This window comes from Phytoamicus setariae, assembly GCF_016722925.1.
GTDB classification, from domain to species: Bacteria; Pseudomonadota; Alphaproteobacteria; order Rhizobiales; family Rhizobiaceae; genus Rhizobium_E; species Rhizobium_E setariae.
Genome location: NZ_JAEQNC010000015.1, coordinates 124,162 through 140,771, shown reverse-complemented (window position 1 = coordinate 140,771; position 16,610 = coordinate 124,162). Strand labels below are relative to the sequence as shown.

Genomic DNA, 16,610 nt, shown 5'->3' with positions numbered 1-16,610 from the left:
GAACCTCCGTTCTGTGTCGCGCATAAAATAGCGGTCCAAGCACGGAGGTCTCTCAACTACGATGTAGAACACGTCCAGTCCTCCACCGTAGGTGGAGGTTTACTTACTTCATAACGAAAAAAGGCGGCGCCCGAAGACGCCGCCTTTTCAATTCAAAGATGGATAAGCGCTTATTCGGCGCTCTTGGCTTCAGCAGCAGCAGCGGCTTCGGCAGCAGCCTTCTCGGCAGCGGCGGCAGCTTCTGCAGCGGCCTTCTCGGCAGCCAGAGCCTGTGCAGCAGCGATCTTTTCGGCTTCGATACGGGCCTTCTCGGCCTGGGCAGCCTGACGCTCGCCTTCGTTCAGCTTACGGGCGCGGGTGTTGGTGTTCTCGACGATACGAGCCTTTTTGCCACGCAGGTCGCGCAGGTAGTAAAGCTTGGCGCGACGGACCTTACCGCGGCGAACGATTTCGACGCCTTCGACCAGCGGGGAGTAAACCGGGAATACGCGCTCCACGCCTTCGCCGTAAGAAATCTTGCGAACGGTGAAGCTTTCGTTGATGCCGGCGCCCGAACGAGCGATGCAAACGCCTTCATAGGCCTGCACGCGGGTACGCGTACCTTCGATAACGCGAACGTTGACGCGGACCGTGTCGCCCGGGGAGAAATCCGGAAGGGTGCGCTTGGCGGCGATCTTGGCGGCCTGTTCGGCTTCCAGCTGCTGGATGATATTCATGTCTTCAACCTCTTGTTGGTTCAACAGCCAGAGCGCCCTGAACGATCTACCCTTGGACTCGCCTCAGGTATTTGCCATTACGGCAGGAGCGGTTACATCTGTCATTCATTGCTGGTTGATGGGATTTTCCCATTCCGGTCGCGCACATACAGGAACCACTGCCGCTTGTCACCCCCTGGGAGGCAAAAAACTGCCCCCAGCCGGGCCGCACGCCCGGGATTTCCTGCGCCGCGACTTTCCACCAGCCTGTGCATGACATGTTTAATAATTTGTCAATTGCTTAATTTCTGTGCAGATTGCTGGGTGGATCGGGGGATCCGAGGAGAGGAGCAATACAGCATGACTGTCAGCAATCCATCGCCTGCCTTGTACAACGAGGACCTAGCACCCGCAGAAGATAGAAAGTGGGGCGCATTTAGCATTTTCAACGTCTGGACATCCGACGTCCATAGTCTCTGGGGCTATTATCTCGCCGCAAGCCTTTTTCTGCTTTGCGGCAGTTTCGTCAATTTCGTCATCGCCATCGGCTCCGGCTCGCTGGTGATCTTCGTCCTGATGAGCCTGGTGGGCAATGCCGGGGTCAAGACCGGCGTGCCGTTTCCGGTTCTCGCACGCGCCTCCTTCGGCACGTTCGGCGCCAATGTGCCGGCGCTCGTGCGTGCCATCGTCGCCTGCTTCTGGTATGGCGCACAGACCGCTGCGGCTTCCGGTGCCATCGTGGCGCTGCTGGTCCGCAACGACAGCCTTCTAGCGTTCCATCAGAACAGCCACATGCTCGGCCATTCGACGCTGGAGGTGATCTGCTATGTGGTCATCTGGGCGCTGCAGCTGCTGATCATCCAGCGCGGCATGGAAACGGTGCGCAAGTTCCAGGATTGGGCCGGGCCGGCCGTCTGGATCATGATGCTGATTCTCGCGGTCTACCTGGTGATCAAGGCGGGAACCTTCTCCTTCGGCTCGGAGATCCCGCGCGATGTCCTGCTTGAAAAGACCAAGGATGCCGGCATTCCGGGCGAGCCGGGTTCGTTTCCGGCACTTGCCGCCGTATCTGCAACTTGGATCACCTATTTCGCCGCACTCTACCTGAACTTCTGCGACTTCTCGCGCTATGCCAAGGATGTCAAAACCCTGCGCAGGGGCAACCTCTGGGGCCTGCCGATCAATCTGCTGGCCTTCTGCCTCGTCGCCGGCGTCACCACCACCGCCGCCTTTACCGTCTACGGCGAAGTGCTGCTGCATCCTGACCAGATCTCAGCCAAGTTCGATAGCTGGTTCCTGGCGCTGCTTGCGGCACTGACTTTCGCTGTGGCCACGCTCGGCATCAACGTCGTGGCCAACTTCGTCTCGCCGGCCTTCGACTTTTCCAATGTCTTTCCCAAGCAGATCAACTTCAAGCGCGGCGGCTACATCGCGGCCTTTATTGCCCTGATACTTTACCCGTTCGCCCCCTGGGAAACCGGAGCCGCGCACTTCGTCAACTTCATCGGCTCGACGATGGGGCCGATATTCGGGGTGATGATGGTGGACTATTACCTGATCCGAAAGGGCCAGCTCGATGTCAATGCGCTCTATCAGGAAAACGGCGAGTTCCGCTTCCAGGGTGGCTGGCACGGCAACGCCTTCATCGCCTTTGCTATAGGCGCTCTGTTCTCGTCGATCCTGCCAACCTTCACCACCATCTTGCCGGCTTGGTGGGGAACCTATGGCTGGTTCTTCGGCGTCGGAATCGGCGGTATCGTCTATTACCTGCTCAGGATGGGTTCCGCACGCAAGCCGGTGACCGCCCGGTGAACATCGAATGCCCGGTTTCGGCCGGGCATTTCCATTTCGCGCGATTGCCAAGCCCTGCCAATGCGATATGACACGGATGCATATTGCATCGACGGAATTGCGCCCATGACCATTGCCACCATAGCTCTCATGTTCGTCGCCGGATTCTTCTCGGGCGCGATCAATGCCATCGCCGGCGGCGGCACCTTTTTGACCTTTGGCGTGCTGACGCTGGCCGGCCTGCCGGCGGTGACGGCCAATGCCACCTCGTCGATCATCCAGTTTCCGGGCTACATCACGTCGACGCTTGCCTATTTCAAGGAGTTCGGAGCGCTCTGGAAAAGCGCGGTCGCGCTTGGTATTGTTTCGATCATCGGGGGCACCCTGGGCGCACTTTTCCTGATGAGTCTCTCCAACCCGGCCTTCCGCGTGATGGTGCCCTGGCTACTGTTGGCCGCGACAGCAGTCTTTGCCGCCGGCCCTCTTCTTAAACCGAGAAACACCGGAGCAAGGCACGCTGCCACGCCCTTTGGCTTGATCGTCCAGACCGTCACCGCCTTCTATGGCGGTTTCTTCGGCGCCGGCATGGGTATCATGATGCTGGCATCTTTGGGACTGGCCACCGGCGGTGACTACCACCGCCTCAATGCGCTCAAGAACTTTCTGTCGATCGTCATCGCCGCCGTCGCGATCGTCATCTTCTCGACCGCGGGCGCGGTATCCTGGCTGCACGCCGGCATCATGGTCCCAGCCGTGGCATTGGGTGGCTATGCAGGCGTGCACGCCGCCAAGCGGGCTCCACAGGCCGTTCTGCGCTGGATCGTGGTTGCGGCGGGGCTGGCTCTGTCAGTCTATTACTTCGTGACCGGCTGAATGAGATCGGGACGCCGCTCGGCGGTCAGCTTGCGGGCTTCTTCAAGCCGCCATTTTTCTATTTTGGCATGATTGCCCGAAGTCAGTACGGCAGGAATCTGCATGTCCTCGAAGACCTGCGGGCGCGTAAAATGAGGATGCTCGAGCAAGCCGTTCTCGAAGCTTTCATGTGTGCCGGATTCCGGATTACCCATCACGCCAGGCAAGACGCGAATGATGGCATCGAGAAGGATCATCGCAGCGGGCTCGCCACCCGACAAAATATAGTCACCTATGGAAACCTCTTCGAGACCCCGGGAATCGATTACCCGCTGGTCGACACCCTCGAAACGCCCGCAGACGATAACCGCGCCGTCGGCAGCCGCGAGCTCGCGCACGCGCGATTGAGTCAAAGGTCGGCCGCGCGGGCTCATCAGCAGGCGCGGGCGCCCGTCGTCGGCAACCGAATCGATGGCGCGCGCCAGCACGTCGGGCCGCAGCACCATGCCTGCACCACCGCCGGCCGGCGTGTCGTCGACGCTACGGTGCCGGTCCGTCGCGAAGTCACGGATCTGGATTGTGTCCAGCGACCAGTCACCACGCTCCAGCGCCTTGCCCGACAGGGACTCACCGAGAAAGCCCGGGAACATCTCGGGATAAAGCGTCAGGATCGAGGAGCGAAAAGTCATTACTTGCCTTTTCCGTCCTGGTCTTCATCATCGTCTTCGCCGATGAGGCCTGCGGCAAAAGGATCGATCAGAATCGTTCCGCCTTCGAAATCGATTTCCAGAACAGATGATTCCGAGAAGGGGATCAGCTGCGCACGCTTGCCCTGCTGCGTAAGCTCCAGGATATCACCCGCGCCGAAGTCGAAGATCGCCGATATGACGCCCCAGGAGTTTCCCTCGGCATCGCGCGCCTCAAGCCCCTCGAGATCGGCATAGAAATACTCTTCCTCATCGAGCTCCTCATCGTCGAGAACGTCTCGTTCGACATAGAGCTCAGTGCCATTGAGACGCTCCGCCTCGTTGCGGTCATTGACGCCGCGAAAACGAATAACGACCATTTCCTTGTGCGGACGAATATCGAGAATCTCGAAGGCGCGGCCATCCAGCCCATAGAGCGTGCCGTATTCACCGATTTCGACCGGCTCGTCGGTAAAGGCCTTGACCCGAACCTCGCCGCGCAAACCCTGCGCGCCGCCGATGACGCCCATCTGGACAGGATGCTCAAGTTTCACGGCAGGTTTTTTTCCACTCATGCGAATGATCCGGCGGTTGGGAATGGGAGTGTAGTTGAATTCTATACACCAAAATGAAAATCCCCCGCACGACAAATGCGGGGGATCTTCATGTTCATGCGGAACGCATGAAATTATTCTGCTGCTGCAGCGGCAGCGTCGGCAGCCTTCTGGGCCTTCTCGGCGACGCGTTCCTGGGCCTTCTTGCCCGGAGCGGCCTTGACCGGATTGTTGCGGGCTTCGCGCTTTGCGAGACCGGCATCGTTGAGGAAGCGCAACACGCGGTCGGTCGGCTGTGCGCCGTTGTCGAGCCAATGCTTGACGCGCTCGCCGTCGATCACGATGCGGGCGGCATCGTCCTTGGCAAGCATCGGGTTCCAGGAGCCGAGCTTCTCGATGAAGCGGCCGTCACGCGGCGAGCGAGCGTCGGCAACGACGACATGGTAGTAAGGACGCTTCTTGGAGCCACCGCGGGCGAGACGAATTTTCAGGGACATTGCATTTCTCCTTAGGATCTGTGTCTGTTTTCGTTTCCCTCTCAGGAAACGGCATTCTCTGTTGTACCGCCGATATCGGCGGCAATGGCCTCATGATGCCGGATCACTTCCGTGATGATGAAGTTCAGGAACTTCTCGGCAAAATCAGGGTCCAGATCGGCGTCCCGGGCAAGCTGCCGAAGACGGTTGATCTGGTATTCCTCGCGCGCCGGATCGGCCGGCGGCAAATTGTAGGTGGCCTTGAGCACGCCCACCGCCTTGGTGCAGCGGAACCGCTCGGCCAGCATATGGACCAGCGCCGCATCGATGTTGTCGATCGACTGGCGATAGCCTGAAAGCTGTTTCTTGACATCCGGATCAGTCATGAAATCCTTTCCTCACTTCTTCTTCGACAAGCCGGAAAGGCCGGGAAGCCCGCCGCCCAGGCCCGGAAGCTTGGCGCCGCCAAGACCCGGAAGTCCACCGCCACCACCCAGACCGGGCAGGCTGCCTGGCTTAAGGCCAGCGGCTTCGGCCTGCTTTGCGAGCGCCTCGAGCTGCTTGGGGTCGAGCTTGGAAAGATCGGGCATGCCACCCATGCCGCCGCCGAGTCCGCCAAGGCCCATCTTGTTGGCAAGACCGCCCATCATCTGCTTCATCATGCCGCCGCCTTTGCCGCCGCCCATCGCCTTCATCATGTCGGCCATGCCGCGATGCATCTTGAGCAGCTTGTTGATTTCGGCGGCATCGGTGCCGGAGCCGGCTGCGATGCGCTTCTTGCGGGAATGCTTGAGCATATCGGGATTGGCGCGTTCGGCCTTGGTCATCGAGGAGATGATGGCGATCTGGCGCTTGATCGACTTGTCGTCGAAACCGGCACCCGCCAGCTTGTCCTTCATACCGCCCATGCCGGGCATCATGCTCATGATGCCGCCCATGCCGCCCATCTTTTGCATCTGTCCGAGCTGGTCGGCGAGGTCGTTCAGATCGAACTTGCCCTTGGCCATCTTGGCGGCCATGGCCGCCGCTTTCTCGGCATCGATGTTCTCGGCGGCCTTTTCGACCAGCGAGACGATGTCGCCCATGCCAAGAATGCGGTCGGCGATACGGCGGGGATGGAACTCCTCGAGTTCCGTCATCTTCTCGCCGGCGCCGATCAGCTTGACGGGCTTGCCTGTGACGGCGCGCATAGAAAGTGCTGCACCGCCGCGGCCATCGCCGTCCATACGGGTCAGCACGAGGCCGGTAATGCCGACGCGGTCGTCGAAATTGCGGGCGAGGTTGACTGCGTCCTGGCCAGTCAGCGCATCGGCGACGAGCAGGATTTCATGCGGATTGGATTTCCGCTTGATCTCCGCCATCTCGATCATCAACGGCTCGTCGATATGGGTGCGGCCGGCGGTGTCGAGGATGACCACATCATGGCCGCCAAGCTTGGCGGCCTGCACGGCGCGGGCAGCAATATCGACCGGCGACTGGCCGGCAATGATCGGCAGCGTGTCGACATTGGTCTGTACGCCAAGCTGGCGAAGCTGTTCCTGGGCGGCCGGGCGACGCGTGTCGAGCGAGGCCATCAGCACTTTCTTGCGTTCGCGTGTCGTCAGACGCAGCGCGATCTTGCCTGTGGTCGTCGTCTTGCCCGAGCCCTGCAGACCCACCATCATGATGACGACGGGTGCGGCCGCATTGAGATCGACCGACGAGCTTTCCGATCCGAGCATCTCAATAAGCTCGTCATGGACGATCTTGACGACCATCTGACCTGGCTTGATGGACTTGAGAACTTCGGCGCCGACGGCCTTTTCGCGGACCCGGTCGGTGAACGAGCGGACGACTTCGAGCGCCACGTCGGCCTCGAGCAGCGCACGGCGAACCTCACGGAGTGCTGCCGACACGTCGGCTTCCGAAAGCGCCCCGCGGCCGGTCAGTCCGTTCAATATCGCGCCAAGGCGTTCCTGAAGGCTCTCAAACATCCACTTTATCCTCTTGTCCGGAATTCGTTTCCGCAACATCGGTATCGGGCCAATCCGAAACAAGAGACAAAGCGAAAAAGCACCCGAGGGCGCAGCGCGCTGTCGGGTGTTGACCTCCGGGATCAGGCTTAGGCCGTCCTGGTCGGCTGCTTCATCATTGTCTCAGACTGGCAGATGGGGGGCTGTAAACAGCATGGATCCGGAAAAGTCAAGTCTTGCGCTCGAAAAGCGGCACTGCCCGCTTGGCGAACGCTTAGAATTCATAGCCGAAGAGATCGATCAGCAACCGGTCGCGACGGGCCACGAGATCGCGGAGCTCCGGCGTGTAGTAGTCTCGATATGACGTCAACGTCCGGTTCGAGGTGTTTTTCGGCGTCGGCGCATTGCGCTTTAGAATTCCCTTCGCATTCTCCTTGAACCCGCACCGCTCCTTATTTTCGAGTACGAAATTGGAAAAATCCTCGGTCAGCGTCTCGCTCTTGAACACCTTGTCGTAAATTGCCCAGCGCTTTTGATGGGCAATGGCGCGGTCCATGTTCCACATATACCAGCGGCGCAGGAAGAGTGCCGGATGCGGCGTGGTGACCCGGATGAAGCGGTAGGAGTAGAAACCCAGAAACTTGTTAAGGGGGCTGCGCGAATAGGGATGATCCGTCATTACCGCCTTGAGGAAATCCGGATCGTTCAACGACTTCAGCCAGACTGCGAAGGACTCCTTCGGGTTTTCTGGGTCGAACAGCTTCTTGGCACCCTCGTCGCCGAGTACTTTGCGCACGTCGCGAAAGAACAGCACGTTTGGCTGCTGGATCGAGTAGGCCCACATCGAAACGTACCAGTCCCAGGGATTGCGGACGGTCGCAAATGCAAACTTCCCCTGCTTCCAGAAGAACGGGCGTCCCTTGGTCAGCGGCGCGTGACGGAACGAACGAACTGGTTTTCCGGCCATGAGCTTGTTGAGAAGCGAGACAACATAGGTGCTGCCCGTCTTGTACATATCCAGGTAAATGAACTTCTCGTACTCGATCATCTGCACCTCATGCGCTTCGTCAGGCCGTCCTTTATGCCGGATTGCGAGTCGGGTCAAACTTGCTGAAGGGCCTCACTTCAGAAGCTGTAGCCGAACAAGTCGATGAACAACCGGTCGCGTTTCGCGACAAGGTCTCTGAGCTCGTCGGTGTAATAATCGCGGTAGGAGGCGAGTGTCCTGACCGACGTATTTCGATGCGCGTCAGCTTTTTCCCGGACGAGATCGACGGCTTCCTTGGTAAAACCGCATCGCTCCCGATACTTGACGACGAACTCGGCGAATTCCTCATCCAAGGTCTCGCTCTTCATCATCACGTCGTAGGTGGCAAAGCGTTTCTGCAGGGCGATGGCACCGTCCAGCGATCGAATGAATGGCCAGCGCAGCAGCAATTCGGGATAGGGCAGCGTGACGCGCAGGAACCGGTAGGTGTAGAACCCCATGAAGTCGGCAAGGCCTGAAGTCGGCAGACGATGCCCTTTGAGGATCTTTGCGATGAACGCCGGATCGTGGATCGACCGCAGCCACAGCGGAAATGAAACCGTCGGGTTGGACGTGTCGTAGAGTTCGTTGAGCTCTTTTTTACCGAGAGCGGCCTTGATGTGGCTGTAGAGCGGGTTTTCCTTGGTGTGCCCATAGGCCCACATCGAGACATACCAGTCCCAGGGATTGCGCACGGTCGCGAAAACCAGCTTGCCACCCTTCCACGTCAGAGGACGGACTTTGGTCAGTGGCGCGTGGCGGTTGCGTCTGATTTCCGGCTCAAGCGTAATCTGCTTCAGCAGATAGTTGATATGCGTGCTCCCGGTCTTGTAGACATCAAGATAGATGAACTTGTCGTATTCAATCATGAAAACCCCACCGTTTGACGTTTTCGTAGTCCCGGAAACCGCAGACGTCAACGTGTGGACCATGACGGCGAATGCCCGCCAGTCCGACGACTGTGCCCAGGCATGGAGATGCATCGACAAAATCGATGCCAATGCAACGAGATGGCGGCACAATGCAGAAAAGTACCAAACGGGTTCGCAATCGTTATTACGAAGGCCCGAAATCGAACCACTACAACGGCACACGCTTTTTCAACCCCGGCGGCATAGCACCGCTTGGTTTTCGGGCATTCTTTCAATGGAAATCGCGTGACCGGCCCGAAGTCTGGCCCAAATTCTATCCCAGCCCGTTTTCCCCCGCCAAGCCCGAAGCCCTTATCGGCGGCAGTGACCTACGCGTGACGATGATCGGCCATGCAAGCTTGCTGATCCAGGTGGCGGGGCTGAACATTCTCACCGATCCTGTCTGGTCAGACCGAGTAAGTCCCTTTGCCTTCATCGGTCCGAAGCGTCACAATGCACCCGGCCTCGCATTCGACGATCTACCCCCGATCGACGTCGTCCTGGTGACGCATAACCACTATGACCATCTCGACGTTTCAACGCTCAAGGCTCTGCATCGGCGGCACGCTCCGCACATCGTCACACCGCTCGGCAATGACACGATCATCCGTCGCGCGATTGCTGACGCCCGTATCAGCGTCACCGACTGGGGCGACGAGACGCGGCTCCAAAACGACGTGACCATTCATACCGAGCCCTGCCATCACTGGTCGGCGCGCGGCTCCCGCGACCGCCGGATGGCGCTGTGGGCCGCCTTCGTCATCGAAACGCCTGCCGGAAAGATCTACCACATCGGCGACACCGGGTTTCATGACGGCATCAACTATCGCGCCGCCGCCGAAAAGCATGGGGGATTTCGGCTGGCAAATCTACCGATCGGCGCCTACGAGCCGCGCTGGTTCATGCAGGGCCAGCACCAGAATCCCGAAGAGGCTGTCGAAGGCATGCAACTGGCCAACATCGCTCATGCCGCTGGCCATCACTGGGGAACCTTTCAGCTGACCAACGAAGCGGTCGATGCACCGCTCAGGGCACTCGAGCAGGCGCTTGCCGCAAGGCGGATCGAACCCGCCCGCTTCCGGGCGCTCAGGCCCGGCGAGGCCTTCGATGTGCCGCCAGTCTGATCGTGGAAAGGACTGGTATTTTTGGCCTCTTTGCTCCATATAGTGGCCAAATTGCAAAAGAGCTGCCGCCGCCATGACGACCGATACACCATTTGCCAAGATGAACGGACTGGGAAACAAGATCCTGGTCGTGGACATGCGTGGCCGCAAGGATCGCGTTACTTCGGAGGCTGCGATCGCGCTTGCCGCCAATGCAGAAACGTCCTTCGACCAAATCATGGCGATCTACGATCCGCGCGCAGACGGCACCGATGCGTGGATCGATATCCTCAATTGCGACGGTTCGCTGGCGCAAGCCTGCGGCAACGGTACGCGCTGTGTGGTGCAGGCGCTGGCGGCCGAAACAGGCCGCAAGACGTTTACCTTCCAGACCATCGCCGGCATTCTCAATGCCGAAGAGCATGACGACGGACAGATCTCCGTCGACATGGGCAGGCCGGAATTTGCATGGGACAAGATCCCGCTCTCCGAAGAGTTCCACGACACAAGCCGCATCGAGCTGCAGATCGGGCCGATCGACAATCCGGTGCTGCATTCGCCGTCAGTGGCCTCGATGGGCAATCCGCATGCGATCTTCTGGGTCGACAAGGACGTCTGGGACTATGAGCTCGACCGTTTCGGGCCGCTGCTCGAGAACCATCCGATGTTTCCCGAACGCGCCAACATCTCCATTGCCCGCGTCCGCTCGGATCATCAACTGGACCTGCGCACCTGGGAACGCGGCGCGGGATTGACACTTGCCTGTGGCTCGGCAGCTTGCGCGACCGGCGTTTCGGCCGCCCGCACCGGCCGGACCGGTCGCGACGTGGCGATCACCATGCCAAGCGGTGGAATTCTCAGGATCGTCTGGCGCAACGACGACCATGTGGTCATGACCGGCCCTGCGGAATGGGAATGGTCGGGAATGCTCGACCCCGCGACCGGCGTCTGGCGGCGGGACGCGCAGGAAGCGATCGCGCAGTGAGCGGCGTCGACGTCATCACCTTCGGCTGCCGGCTCAACACCTATGAATCCGAGATCATCAAGGCAGAGGCGGGCAAAGCCGGCCTCAACAATGCCGTGATCTTCAACACCTGCGCAGTGACCGCCGAAGCGGTGCGCCAGGCCCGCCAGGCGATCCGTCGAGCTCGTCGCGACAATCCCGAAGCCCGCATCATCGTCACCGGCTGCGGCGCGCAGACCGAAGGCGCATCCTTTGCCGAAATGGCCGAAGTCGACACCGTGCTCGGCAACGAGGAAAAGCTCGTCTCGGCAAGCTATCGCGCGCTCCCGGATTTCGGCGTCCAGGCATCGGAAAAGCTCCGCGTCAACGACATCATGAGCGTACGCGAAACCGCGCCGCAGATGGTCAAGCTCATCGACGGCCATGTGCGCGCCTTCATCCAAGTGCAGAACGGCTGCGACCACCGCTGCACCTTCTGCATCATCCCCTATGGGCGCGGCAATTCGCGCTCGGTGCCGATGGGGGCCGTGGTCGAACAGGCCCGCCAACTCGTCGAAGGGGGCTATCGCGAAATCGTGCTGACCGGCGTCGATGCCACGAGCTACGGCGCCGACCTTCCGGGCGCCCCTTCGCTCGGCGCGCTCGCCAAATCGATCCTCAAGCACGTGCCCGAACTCAGGCGCCTCAGGCTGTCATCGATCGACAGCGTCGAAGTCGACGACCATCTCTGGGACCTGGTTGCAAATGAGCCACGCTTCATGCCGCACCTGCATCTTTCGCTGCAGCATGGCGACAACATGATACTGAAACGGATGAAGCGCCGTCACAGCCGAGAGGACGCAATTGAGTTTACGTCGCGCGCCCGCGCGCTGCGGCCTGAGATCAGCTTCAGCGCCGATATCATCGCAGGCTTTCCGACCGAAGACGAAGAGATGTTTGCCAATTCCGGACGGCTGGCGGAGGAATGCGGCCTCTCGCGCCTGCATGTCTTTCCGTTTTCGCCGCGCCAGGGCACGCCGGCGGCCCGCATGCCACAGCTCGATCGCGTCCTGATCAAGGAGCGCGCTGCACGCCTCAGGGCTGCGGGCGAACGCCTGCATGAAGCCCACCTGCAATCCATGATCGGCACAAGCCAGATGCTGCTGGTCGAAAACACCGGCATGGCACACACGGAAAATTTCACGCTCGTCGATGCAAGCAAGCACAGCCCGCGCAGTTTCGTGGCCGTGCGCATCAACGGCCATAACGGCAAGCATCTGCTCGCCGAATCCCTTCAGGAGGCGGCCGCCTGACCGGCGGCTCGAGAGAGTTACATGGCGCTCGGATTCATCAAGAAAATGTTTTCCTTCGGCAAGGACGAGCAGGCAGCGCCTGTTGTCGCCCCCGAAGAGGTGATCGTCCCGACGGACGAACAGGCCATCGAAGAACGGCAGCGAGAAGAAAGCACCGTCGAGCTTGCGCCAGAAATTGCAGAGGAAGCCGAGCCGTCGACAGCCGAGCAAGCAGAAACCGCTGCTGACGAAGCGGCAGATGCGCGCGCGGTACTCGAAACGCTGCGTGATCAGGAAGACAGCCTGCCGACGTCGATCACCGACGACATCGTCGGTCGCCACGAAGATGAGGCTGCTGAAACCGTCGAAGACGTGCTTTCCGACGAAGACCAGCAGGCATTGGCGATCGCAGACGAACAGCATCCGGCGACCGACGAGGTTTCGAACGTCGCACCCCCGGAGCCCGGCCGCGAACCCGTACTTCCCGCCGGTTTCTCCACCACAGCGACACGCGCCCCGGAGCCTGTCGCCGAGCCTGAGAAGCGCCTGACCTGGATCGAACGCCTGCGCCGCGGCCTAGCCCGGACATCGGCGCAGCTCAGCTCGCAGATCACCGCCCTTTTCACCAAGCGCAGGCTGGATGAAGACACGTTGCAGGATCTTGAGGATCTTCTGATCCAGGCAGACCTAGGCGTCGAAACCGCGTTGCGCATCACCGACACGCTTTCCTCCGAGCGCTACGGCAAGGACGTGACCGGCGAGGATGTCTCGCGCATCATGGCGGGCGAGATCACCAAGGTGCTGTCGCCGGTCGCCAAGCCGCTGGAACTCGATCTCAATCACAAGCCACATGTCATTCTGGTGGTCGGCGTCAACGGCACCGGCAAGACGACAACGATCGGCAAGCTGGCGGCAAAACTCTCCCGGTCCGGCCTCAAGGTCATGCTCGCCGCCGGCGACACGTTCCGCGCCGCCGCAATCGAGCAGTTGCATATCTGGGCCCAGAGGACGGGTGCCGATATCGTCTCCAGCAAGCTCGGCTCGGACGCGGCGGGCCTTGCCTACGAGGCCTACGAGAAGGCGCGGGCATCAGGCCACGACGTGCTGATCATCGACACGGCCGGCCGGCTGCAGAACAAGAAAGAGCTGATGGCGGAACTGGAAAAGATTGTCCGGGTGCTCGCCAAGCTCGACCCCGACGCCCCGCACACCGTGTTGCAGACGCTGGATGCGACCACCGGCCAGAATGCCCTCAACCAGGTGGAAATCTTCCGCAATATTGCCGGCGTCTCCGGCCTGGTGATGACCAAGCTCGACGGCACTGCGCGCGGCGGCATATTGGTAGCCATCTCTGCCAAGCACAAGCTGCCGGTCTATTTCATCGGTGTCGGCGAAGGCGTCGACGATCTCGAACCGTTCAACGCCCGCGATTTCGCCGAAGCGATCGCCGGGCTGCAGACGCCCAATAAATAGCGCTTTCCAGCCGTATCGCTTGTCACTATAGCGGATTTTACTGGAATGCATGAAAGCAAGAAGACGATGACCGGAAACCTCGAAGCGAAGACCGAAGAAGAACACCGCAAGGAAAACGTCGGCCTGAAGCTCGCGCTCGAACTTGGGCCTCTGCTGGTGTTCTTCTTTGCCAACAGCTACGGCGACAAGCTTGCCAAGATGTTTCCGATGCTGGCCGAACTTGGCGGTCCGCTGTTCATCGCCACCGGCCTGTTCATGGCCGCCACCGTGATTTCGCTGTTCGTGTCCAAGGTTATCGTCGGCAAGCTGCCGCTGATGCCACTGGTCTCCGGCGTCGTGGTTCTCGCGTTTGGTGGACTTTCGATCTGGCTGCAGAACGAAACCTTCATCAAGATGAAACCCACCATCATCAATTCGCTCTTCGGCGTGGTGCTGCTCGGCGGAATGGTGTTCGGCCGCTCGCTGCTCGGCTACGTCTTCAATTCCGCCTTCCAGCTGGATGATGAAGGCTGGGACAAGCTGACCTTGCGCTGGGGCCTGTTCTTCATATTCCTGGCTGTTCTCAACGAAGTGATCTGGCGCAACTTCTCGACCGATTTCTGGGTCACCTTCAAAGTCTGGGGAACGATGCCGATCACCCTGCTGTTCACCATCAGCCAGATGCCGCTGATCATGAAGCATTCCATCGAGCCCAAGGAAAACTGATGCCGCAGAGCCAGCCGGACCTTAAACGCCAACTGGCCATCGGCCTCTGCATCTTCCTTCTCATCCTCATCATACAGATCATAGCGGAACGGCTGATGGGCCGCGTCTGGGTCTGCACCTGCGGTTATGTGAAACTATGGGAAGGCGAGGTTCATTCCTCCGGTAACTCCCAGCATCTCTCCGACTGGTATACACCCAGCCACATCATCCATGGCTTCCTGTTCTATGGGTTTGCCTGGTTGCTGTTTCGCCAGCGGTCGATAGGTTTCCGGCTCGGATTTGCCGCTCTGATCGAGGCCGCGTGGGAGGTCCTGGAGAACAGCCCGATCATCATTGACCGCTATCGTTCGGCAACCATCGCCTACGATTATTTCGGCGACTCGATCCTGAATTCCGCGATGGACACGGTTTGGATGGCAATCGGCTTCTTCGCCGCCTGGCGGCTGCCGATCTGGGTCACGGTTTCCTTAGCATTGATCGCCGAGATCGCCACCGGCATCCTGATCCGCGACAATCTCACGCTCAACGTGATCATGCTGGTCTGGCCTGTCGAAGCGATCAAGGTATGGCAGTCGGCGCTCTAGCTCTTTGCCAGCGCCTTCTCGATTGCCGGCAACAGCCCGTTCTTCACGGAATTGTCGTCGAACGGGCCGACATGCTTGTAGAGGATCACGCCATCCGCACTGACGAGGAAGGATTCGGGAATCCCGTAGACCCCCCAGTCGATGGCGGCCGCACCCTTCGGATCGACACCGATGGCCGAAAACGGATTGCCCAGTTCGCCGAGAAAGCCGAGGGCTGCGTCGTTGCGGTCCTTGTAGTTGATGCCGACGACATTCAGCCGCTCGTCCTGCGAAAGCCCGAGAATGATCGGATGCTCCTGCCGGCAGGGCACGCACCAGGAGGCCCAGACATTGACGAGCGTCAGCTTGCCCTTGACCGCCTCGGTGGTCAGCGCCGGGACAGGTTGACCCGCTCGGATCGCGCCCTCCAGCGGAGTGAGCTTCAGCACCGGTGCAGCCTTGCCGATCAAGGCCGATGGCAGCACGGAGGTATCGCCACCGACAATCAACTGCTTCATGAAGATCGCCGCCAGCGCCGCAAACAGCAGCAACGGGATCAGCGCGACGATGACGCGGCGAGACCTGGAGCCTTGGGGGGGATTCTCTAAAGTCACGGCTGCTTGCCCTGTGTCTCGGTCGAACGCCGCCTGATGCCCATGGCTTCCAGCCGCTTGAGATCCGCCTGCAGACGGAAATTCTCGAAAAGCGTGTGGGCGATGAGACCGAACACGGTCAGCCCTGTCAGGCCCCAGGCGGCATAGATGTAGAATGCGTGGCTCATCGGCTCTCGGCTCCTGCCTGCGCGGCGCGCGCGGCATTGCGGCGCATCACCGAAATCCTGCGCCGCCAGATCTCGTTGCGCATTGCCATCAGATGCAGCGTGAAGAACAGCAGCGTGAAACCTAGCGCCATGACCAGCAGCGGCCACAGGAATTCCGGATCGATGGTCGGCCCATCCAGGCGCATGACGCTGGCCGGTTGGTGCAGCGTATTCCACCATTCGACTGAAAACTTGATGATCGGGATATTGACGAAGCCGACCAGGATCATGATGGCACTGACGCGGGCGGCACGCCCCGGGTCGTCCATCGCCCGGTTGAAGGCGATCAGCCCGAGATACATCAGAAACAGGATGAAGACGGACGTCAGTCGTGCGTCCCAGACCCACCACGTGCCCCACATCGGCTTGCCCCACAGCGAGCCGGTGACAAGTGCCAGAAAGGTGAAGGCCGCACCGATCGGGGCTGCGGTCTTGGCCGCGACATCGGCCAGCGGATGGCGCCATACCAATGTGCCGAGCGCGGCAATCGCCATTACCGAATAGCACATCATCGACAGCCATGCCGCCGGCACGTGAATATACATGATACGGACGGTGTCGCCCTGCTGGTAGTCGCCTTCGGTGGTAAAGCTCAGCCAGGCACCCACGGCCAGACACAGGAATGTGAGGCCGGCAAGCCATGGCAGGATCTTGCCCGCCAGCGCGAGAAACCGCGTCGGGTTGGCAAGTGCCGATATTCTCGAAAGGGCAAGGCTCGTCTCTGTCATGGCCGCTCTAATACCTCGTTTGCCCGATGCCTGCAATTG

Annotated in this window: 19 protein-coding genes; 8 read left to right on the top strand and 11 right to left on the bottom strand. The window is 60.2% G+C overall.

What is annotated here, in order from left to right; all coding sequences use genetic code 11:
• Positions 1-170 precede the first annotated feature (170 nt).
• A complete protein-coding gene (gene rplS / locus JJB09_RS22495; protein WP_201663330.1) occupies positions 171-716 on the bottom strand; it encodes a 50S ribosomal protein L19 in 546 nt (181 codons plus the stop codon).
• Positions 717-1,055: 339 nt separating this feature from the next.
• Here rplS and JJB09_RS22490 point away from each other — a divergent pair, with 339 nt between their 5' ends.
• Both JJB09_RS22490 and JJB09_RS22485 read left to right on the top strand, forming a co-directional pair.
• Positions 1,056-2,507 (top strand): NCS1 family nucleobase:cation symporter-1, encoded by a 1,452-nt coding sequence (locus JJB09_RS22490; protein WP_201663329.1) that lies wholly within the window; start codon positions 1,056-1,058, stop codon positions 2,505-2,507.
• A gap of 105 nt (positions 2,508-2,612) precedes the next feature.
• Complete coding sequence (locus tag JJB09_RS22485) at positions 2,613-3,359, top strand: sulfite exporter TauE/SafE family protein (protein WP_201663328.1); 747 nt, start codon at positions 2,613-2,615, stop codon at positions 3,357-3,359.
• Here JJB09_RS22485 and trmD read toward each other — a convergent pair.
• The 7 genes from trmD to JJB09_RS22450 all read right to left on the bottom strand — a co-directional run bounded on the left by trmD (position 3,341) and on the right by JJB09_RS22450 (position 8,902).
• Positions 3,341-4,027: a tRNA (guanosine(37)-N1)-methyltransferase TrmD gene (gene trmD, locus JJB09_RS22480; RefSeq protein ID WP_201663327.1), complete on the bottom strand. Its 687-nt coding sequence runs from the start codon at positions 4,025-4,027 to the stop codon at positions 3,341-3,343. The two genes, JJB09_RS22485 and trmD, sit on opposite strands and share 19 nt — an antisense overlap.
• Positions 4,027-4,599, bottom strand: a complete 573-nt coding sequence (rimM, locus tag JJB09_RS22475) for a ribosome maturation factor RimM (protein WP_201663326.1) — start codon at positions 4,597-4,599, stop codon at positions 4,027-4,029. Before rimM ends, trmD begins: the two co-directional genes overlap by 1 nt.
• A 113-nt stretch (positions 4,600-4,712) precedes the next feature.
• Positions 4,713-5,075, bottom strand: coding sequence for a 30S ribosomal protein S16 (rpsP, locus tag JJB09_RS22470; protein ID WP_201663325.1), 363 nt, complete (start codon positions 5,073-5,075; stop codon positions 4,713-4,715).
• A gap of 41 nt (positions 5,076-5,116) precedes the next feature.
• Positions 5,117-5,440, bottom strand: coding sequence for a chorismate mutase (locus JJB09_RS22465; RefSeq protein ID WP_201663324.1), 324 nt, complete (start codon positions 5,438-5,440; stop codon positions 5,117-5,119).
• A gap of 12 nt (positions 5,441-5,452) precedes the next feature.
• Positions 5,453-7,027 carry a signal recognition particle protein gene (ffh, locus tag JJB09_RS22460; protein WP_201663323.1) on the bottom strand — a complete coding sequence of 525 codons (1,575 nt, stop codon included), beginning with the start codon at positions 7,025-7,027 and terminating at the stop codon, positions 5,453-5,455.
• A gap of 253 nt (positions 7,028-7,280) precedes the next feature.
• A complete protein-coding gene (locus JJB09_RS22455; protein WP_201663322.1) occupies positions 7,281-8,054 on the bottom strand; it encodes a hypothetical protein in 774 nt (257 codons plus the stop codon).
• A gap of 77 nt (positions 8,055-8,131) precedes the next feature.
• Positions 8,132-8,902: a sulfotransferase family 2 domain-containing protein gene (locus JJB09_RS22450; RefSeq protein WP_201663321.1), complete on the bottom strand. Its 771-nt coding sequence runs from the start codon at positions 8,900-8,902 to the stop codon at positions 8,132-8,134.
• Positions 8,903-9,054: 152 nt separating this feature from the next.
• On the opposite strand from JJB09_RS22450, the gene JJB09_RS22445 reads away from it, so the two are divergent.
• The 6 genes from JJB09_RS22445 to JJB09_RS22420 all read left to right on the top strand — a co-directional run bounded on the left by JJB09_RS22445 (position 9,055) and on the right by JJB09_RS22420 (position 15,044).
• Complete coding sequence (locus tag JJB09_RS22445; RefSeq protein WP_201663320.1) at positions 9,055-10,068, top strand: MBL fold metallo-hydrolase; 1,014 nt, start codon at positions 9,055-9,057, stop codon at positions 10,066-10,068.
• 73 nt (positions 10,069-10,141) lie between these two features.
• Positions 10,142-11,032, top strand: a complete 891-nt coding sequence (gene dapF, locus JJB09_RS22440; RefSeq protein WP_201663319.1) for a diaminopimelate epimerase — start codon at positions 10,142-10,144, stop codon at positions 11,030-11,032.
• Positions 11,029-12,303: a tRNA (N(6)-L-threonylcarbamoyladenosine(37)-C(2))-methylthiotransferase MtaB gene (gene mtaB, locus JJB09_RS22435; RefSeq protein WP_201663318.1), complete on the top strand. Its 1,275-nt coding sequence runs from the start codon at positions 11,029-11,031 to the stop codon at positions 12,301-12,303. Before dapF ends, mtaB begins: the two co-directional genes overlap by 4 nt.
• A gap of 21 nt (positions 12,304-12,324) precedes the next feature.
• Complete coding sequence (gene ftsY / locus JJB09_RS22430; protein ID WP_201663317.1) at positions 12,325-13,755, top strand: signal recognition particle-docking protein FtsY; 1,431 nt, start codon at positions 12,325-12,327, stop codon at positions 13,753-13,755.
• A 66-nt stretch (positions 13,756-13,821) separates the two neighbouring features.
• Positions 13,822-14,460 carry a septation protein A gene (locus tag JJB09_RS22425; RefSeq protein WP_201663339.1) on the top strand — a complete coding sequence of 213 codons (639 nt, stop codon included), beginning with the start codon at positions 13,822-13,824 and terminating at the stop codon, positions 14,458-14,460.
• On the top strand, positions 14,460-15,044 hold the full coding sequence (locus JJB09_RS22420) for a DUF2585 domain-containing protein (protein WP_201663316.1): 585 nt from the start codon (positions 14,460-14,462) through the stop codon (positions 15,042-15,044). Before JJB09_RS22425 ends, JJB09_RS22420 begins: the two co-directional genes overlap by 1 nt.
• Here the strand turns inward: JJB09_RS22420 and JJB09_RS22415 are convergent.
• From JJB09_RS22415 to JJB09_RS22405, 3 genes are read right to left on the bottom strand one after another with little or no spacing between them, the layout of a single operon-like run.
• On the bottom strand, positions 15,041-15,637 hold the full coding sequence (locus JJB09_RS22415; protein ID WP_343229074.1) for a DsbE family thiol:disulfide interchange protein: 597 nt from the start codon (positions 15,635-15,637) through the stop codon (positions 15,041-15,043). The two genes, JJB09_RS22420 and JJB09_RS22415, sit on opposite strands and share 4 nt — an antisense overlap.
• Positions 15,634-15,804: a heme exporter protein CcmD gene (gene ccmD, locus JJB09_RS22410; RefSeq protein WP_201663315.1), complete on the bottom strand. Its 171-nt coding sequence runs from the start codon at positions 15,802-15,804 to the stop codon at positions 15,634-15,636. The genes JJB09_RS22415 and ccmD overlap by 4 nt, the downstream gene beginning before the upstream one ends.
• On the bottom strand, positions 15,801-16,571 hold the full coding sequence (locus JJB09_RS22405; protein ID WP_201663314.1) for a heme ABC transporter permease: 771 nt from the start codon (positions 16,569-16,571) through the stop codon (positions 15,801-15,803). The genes ccmD and JJB09_RS22405 overlap by 4 nt, the downstream gene beginning before the upstream one ends.
• Positions 16,572-16,610: the final 39 nt, after the last annotated feature.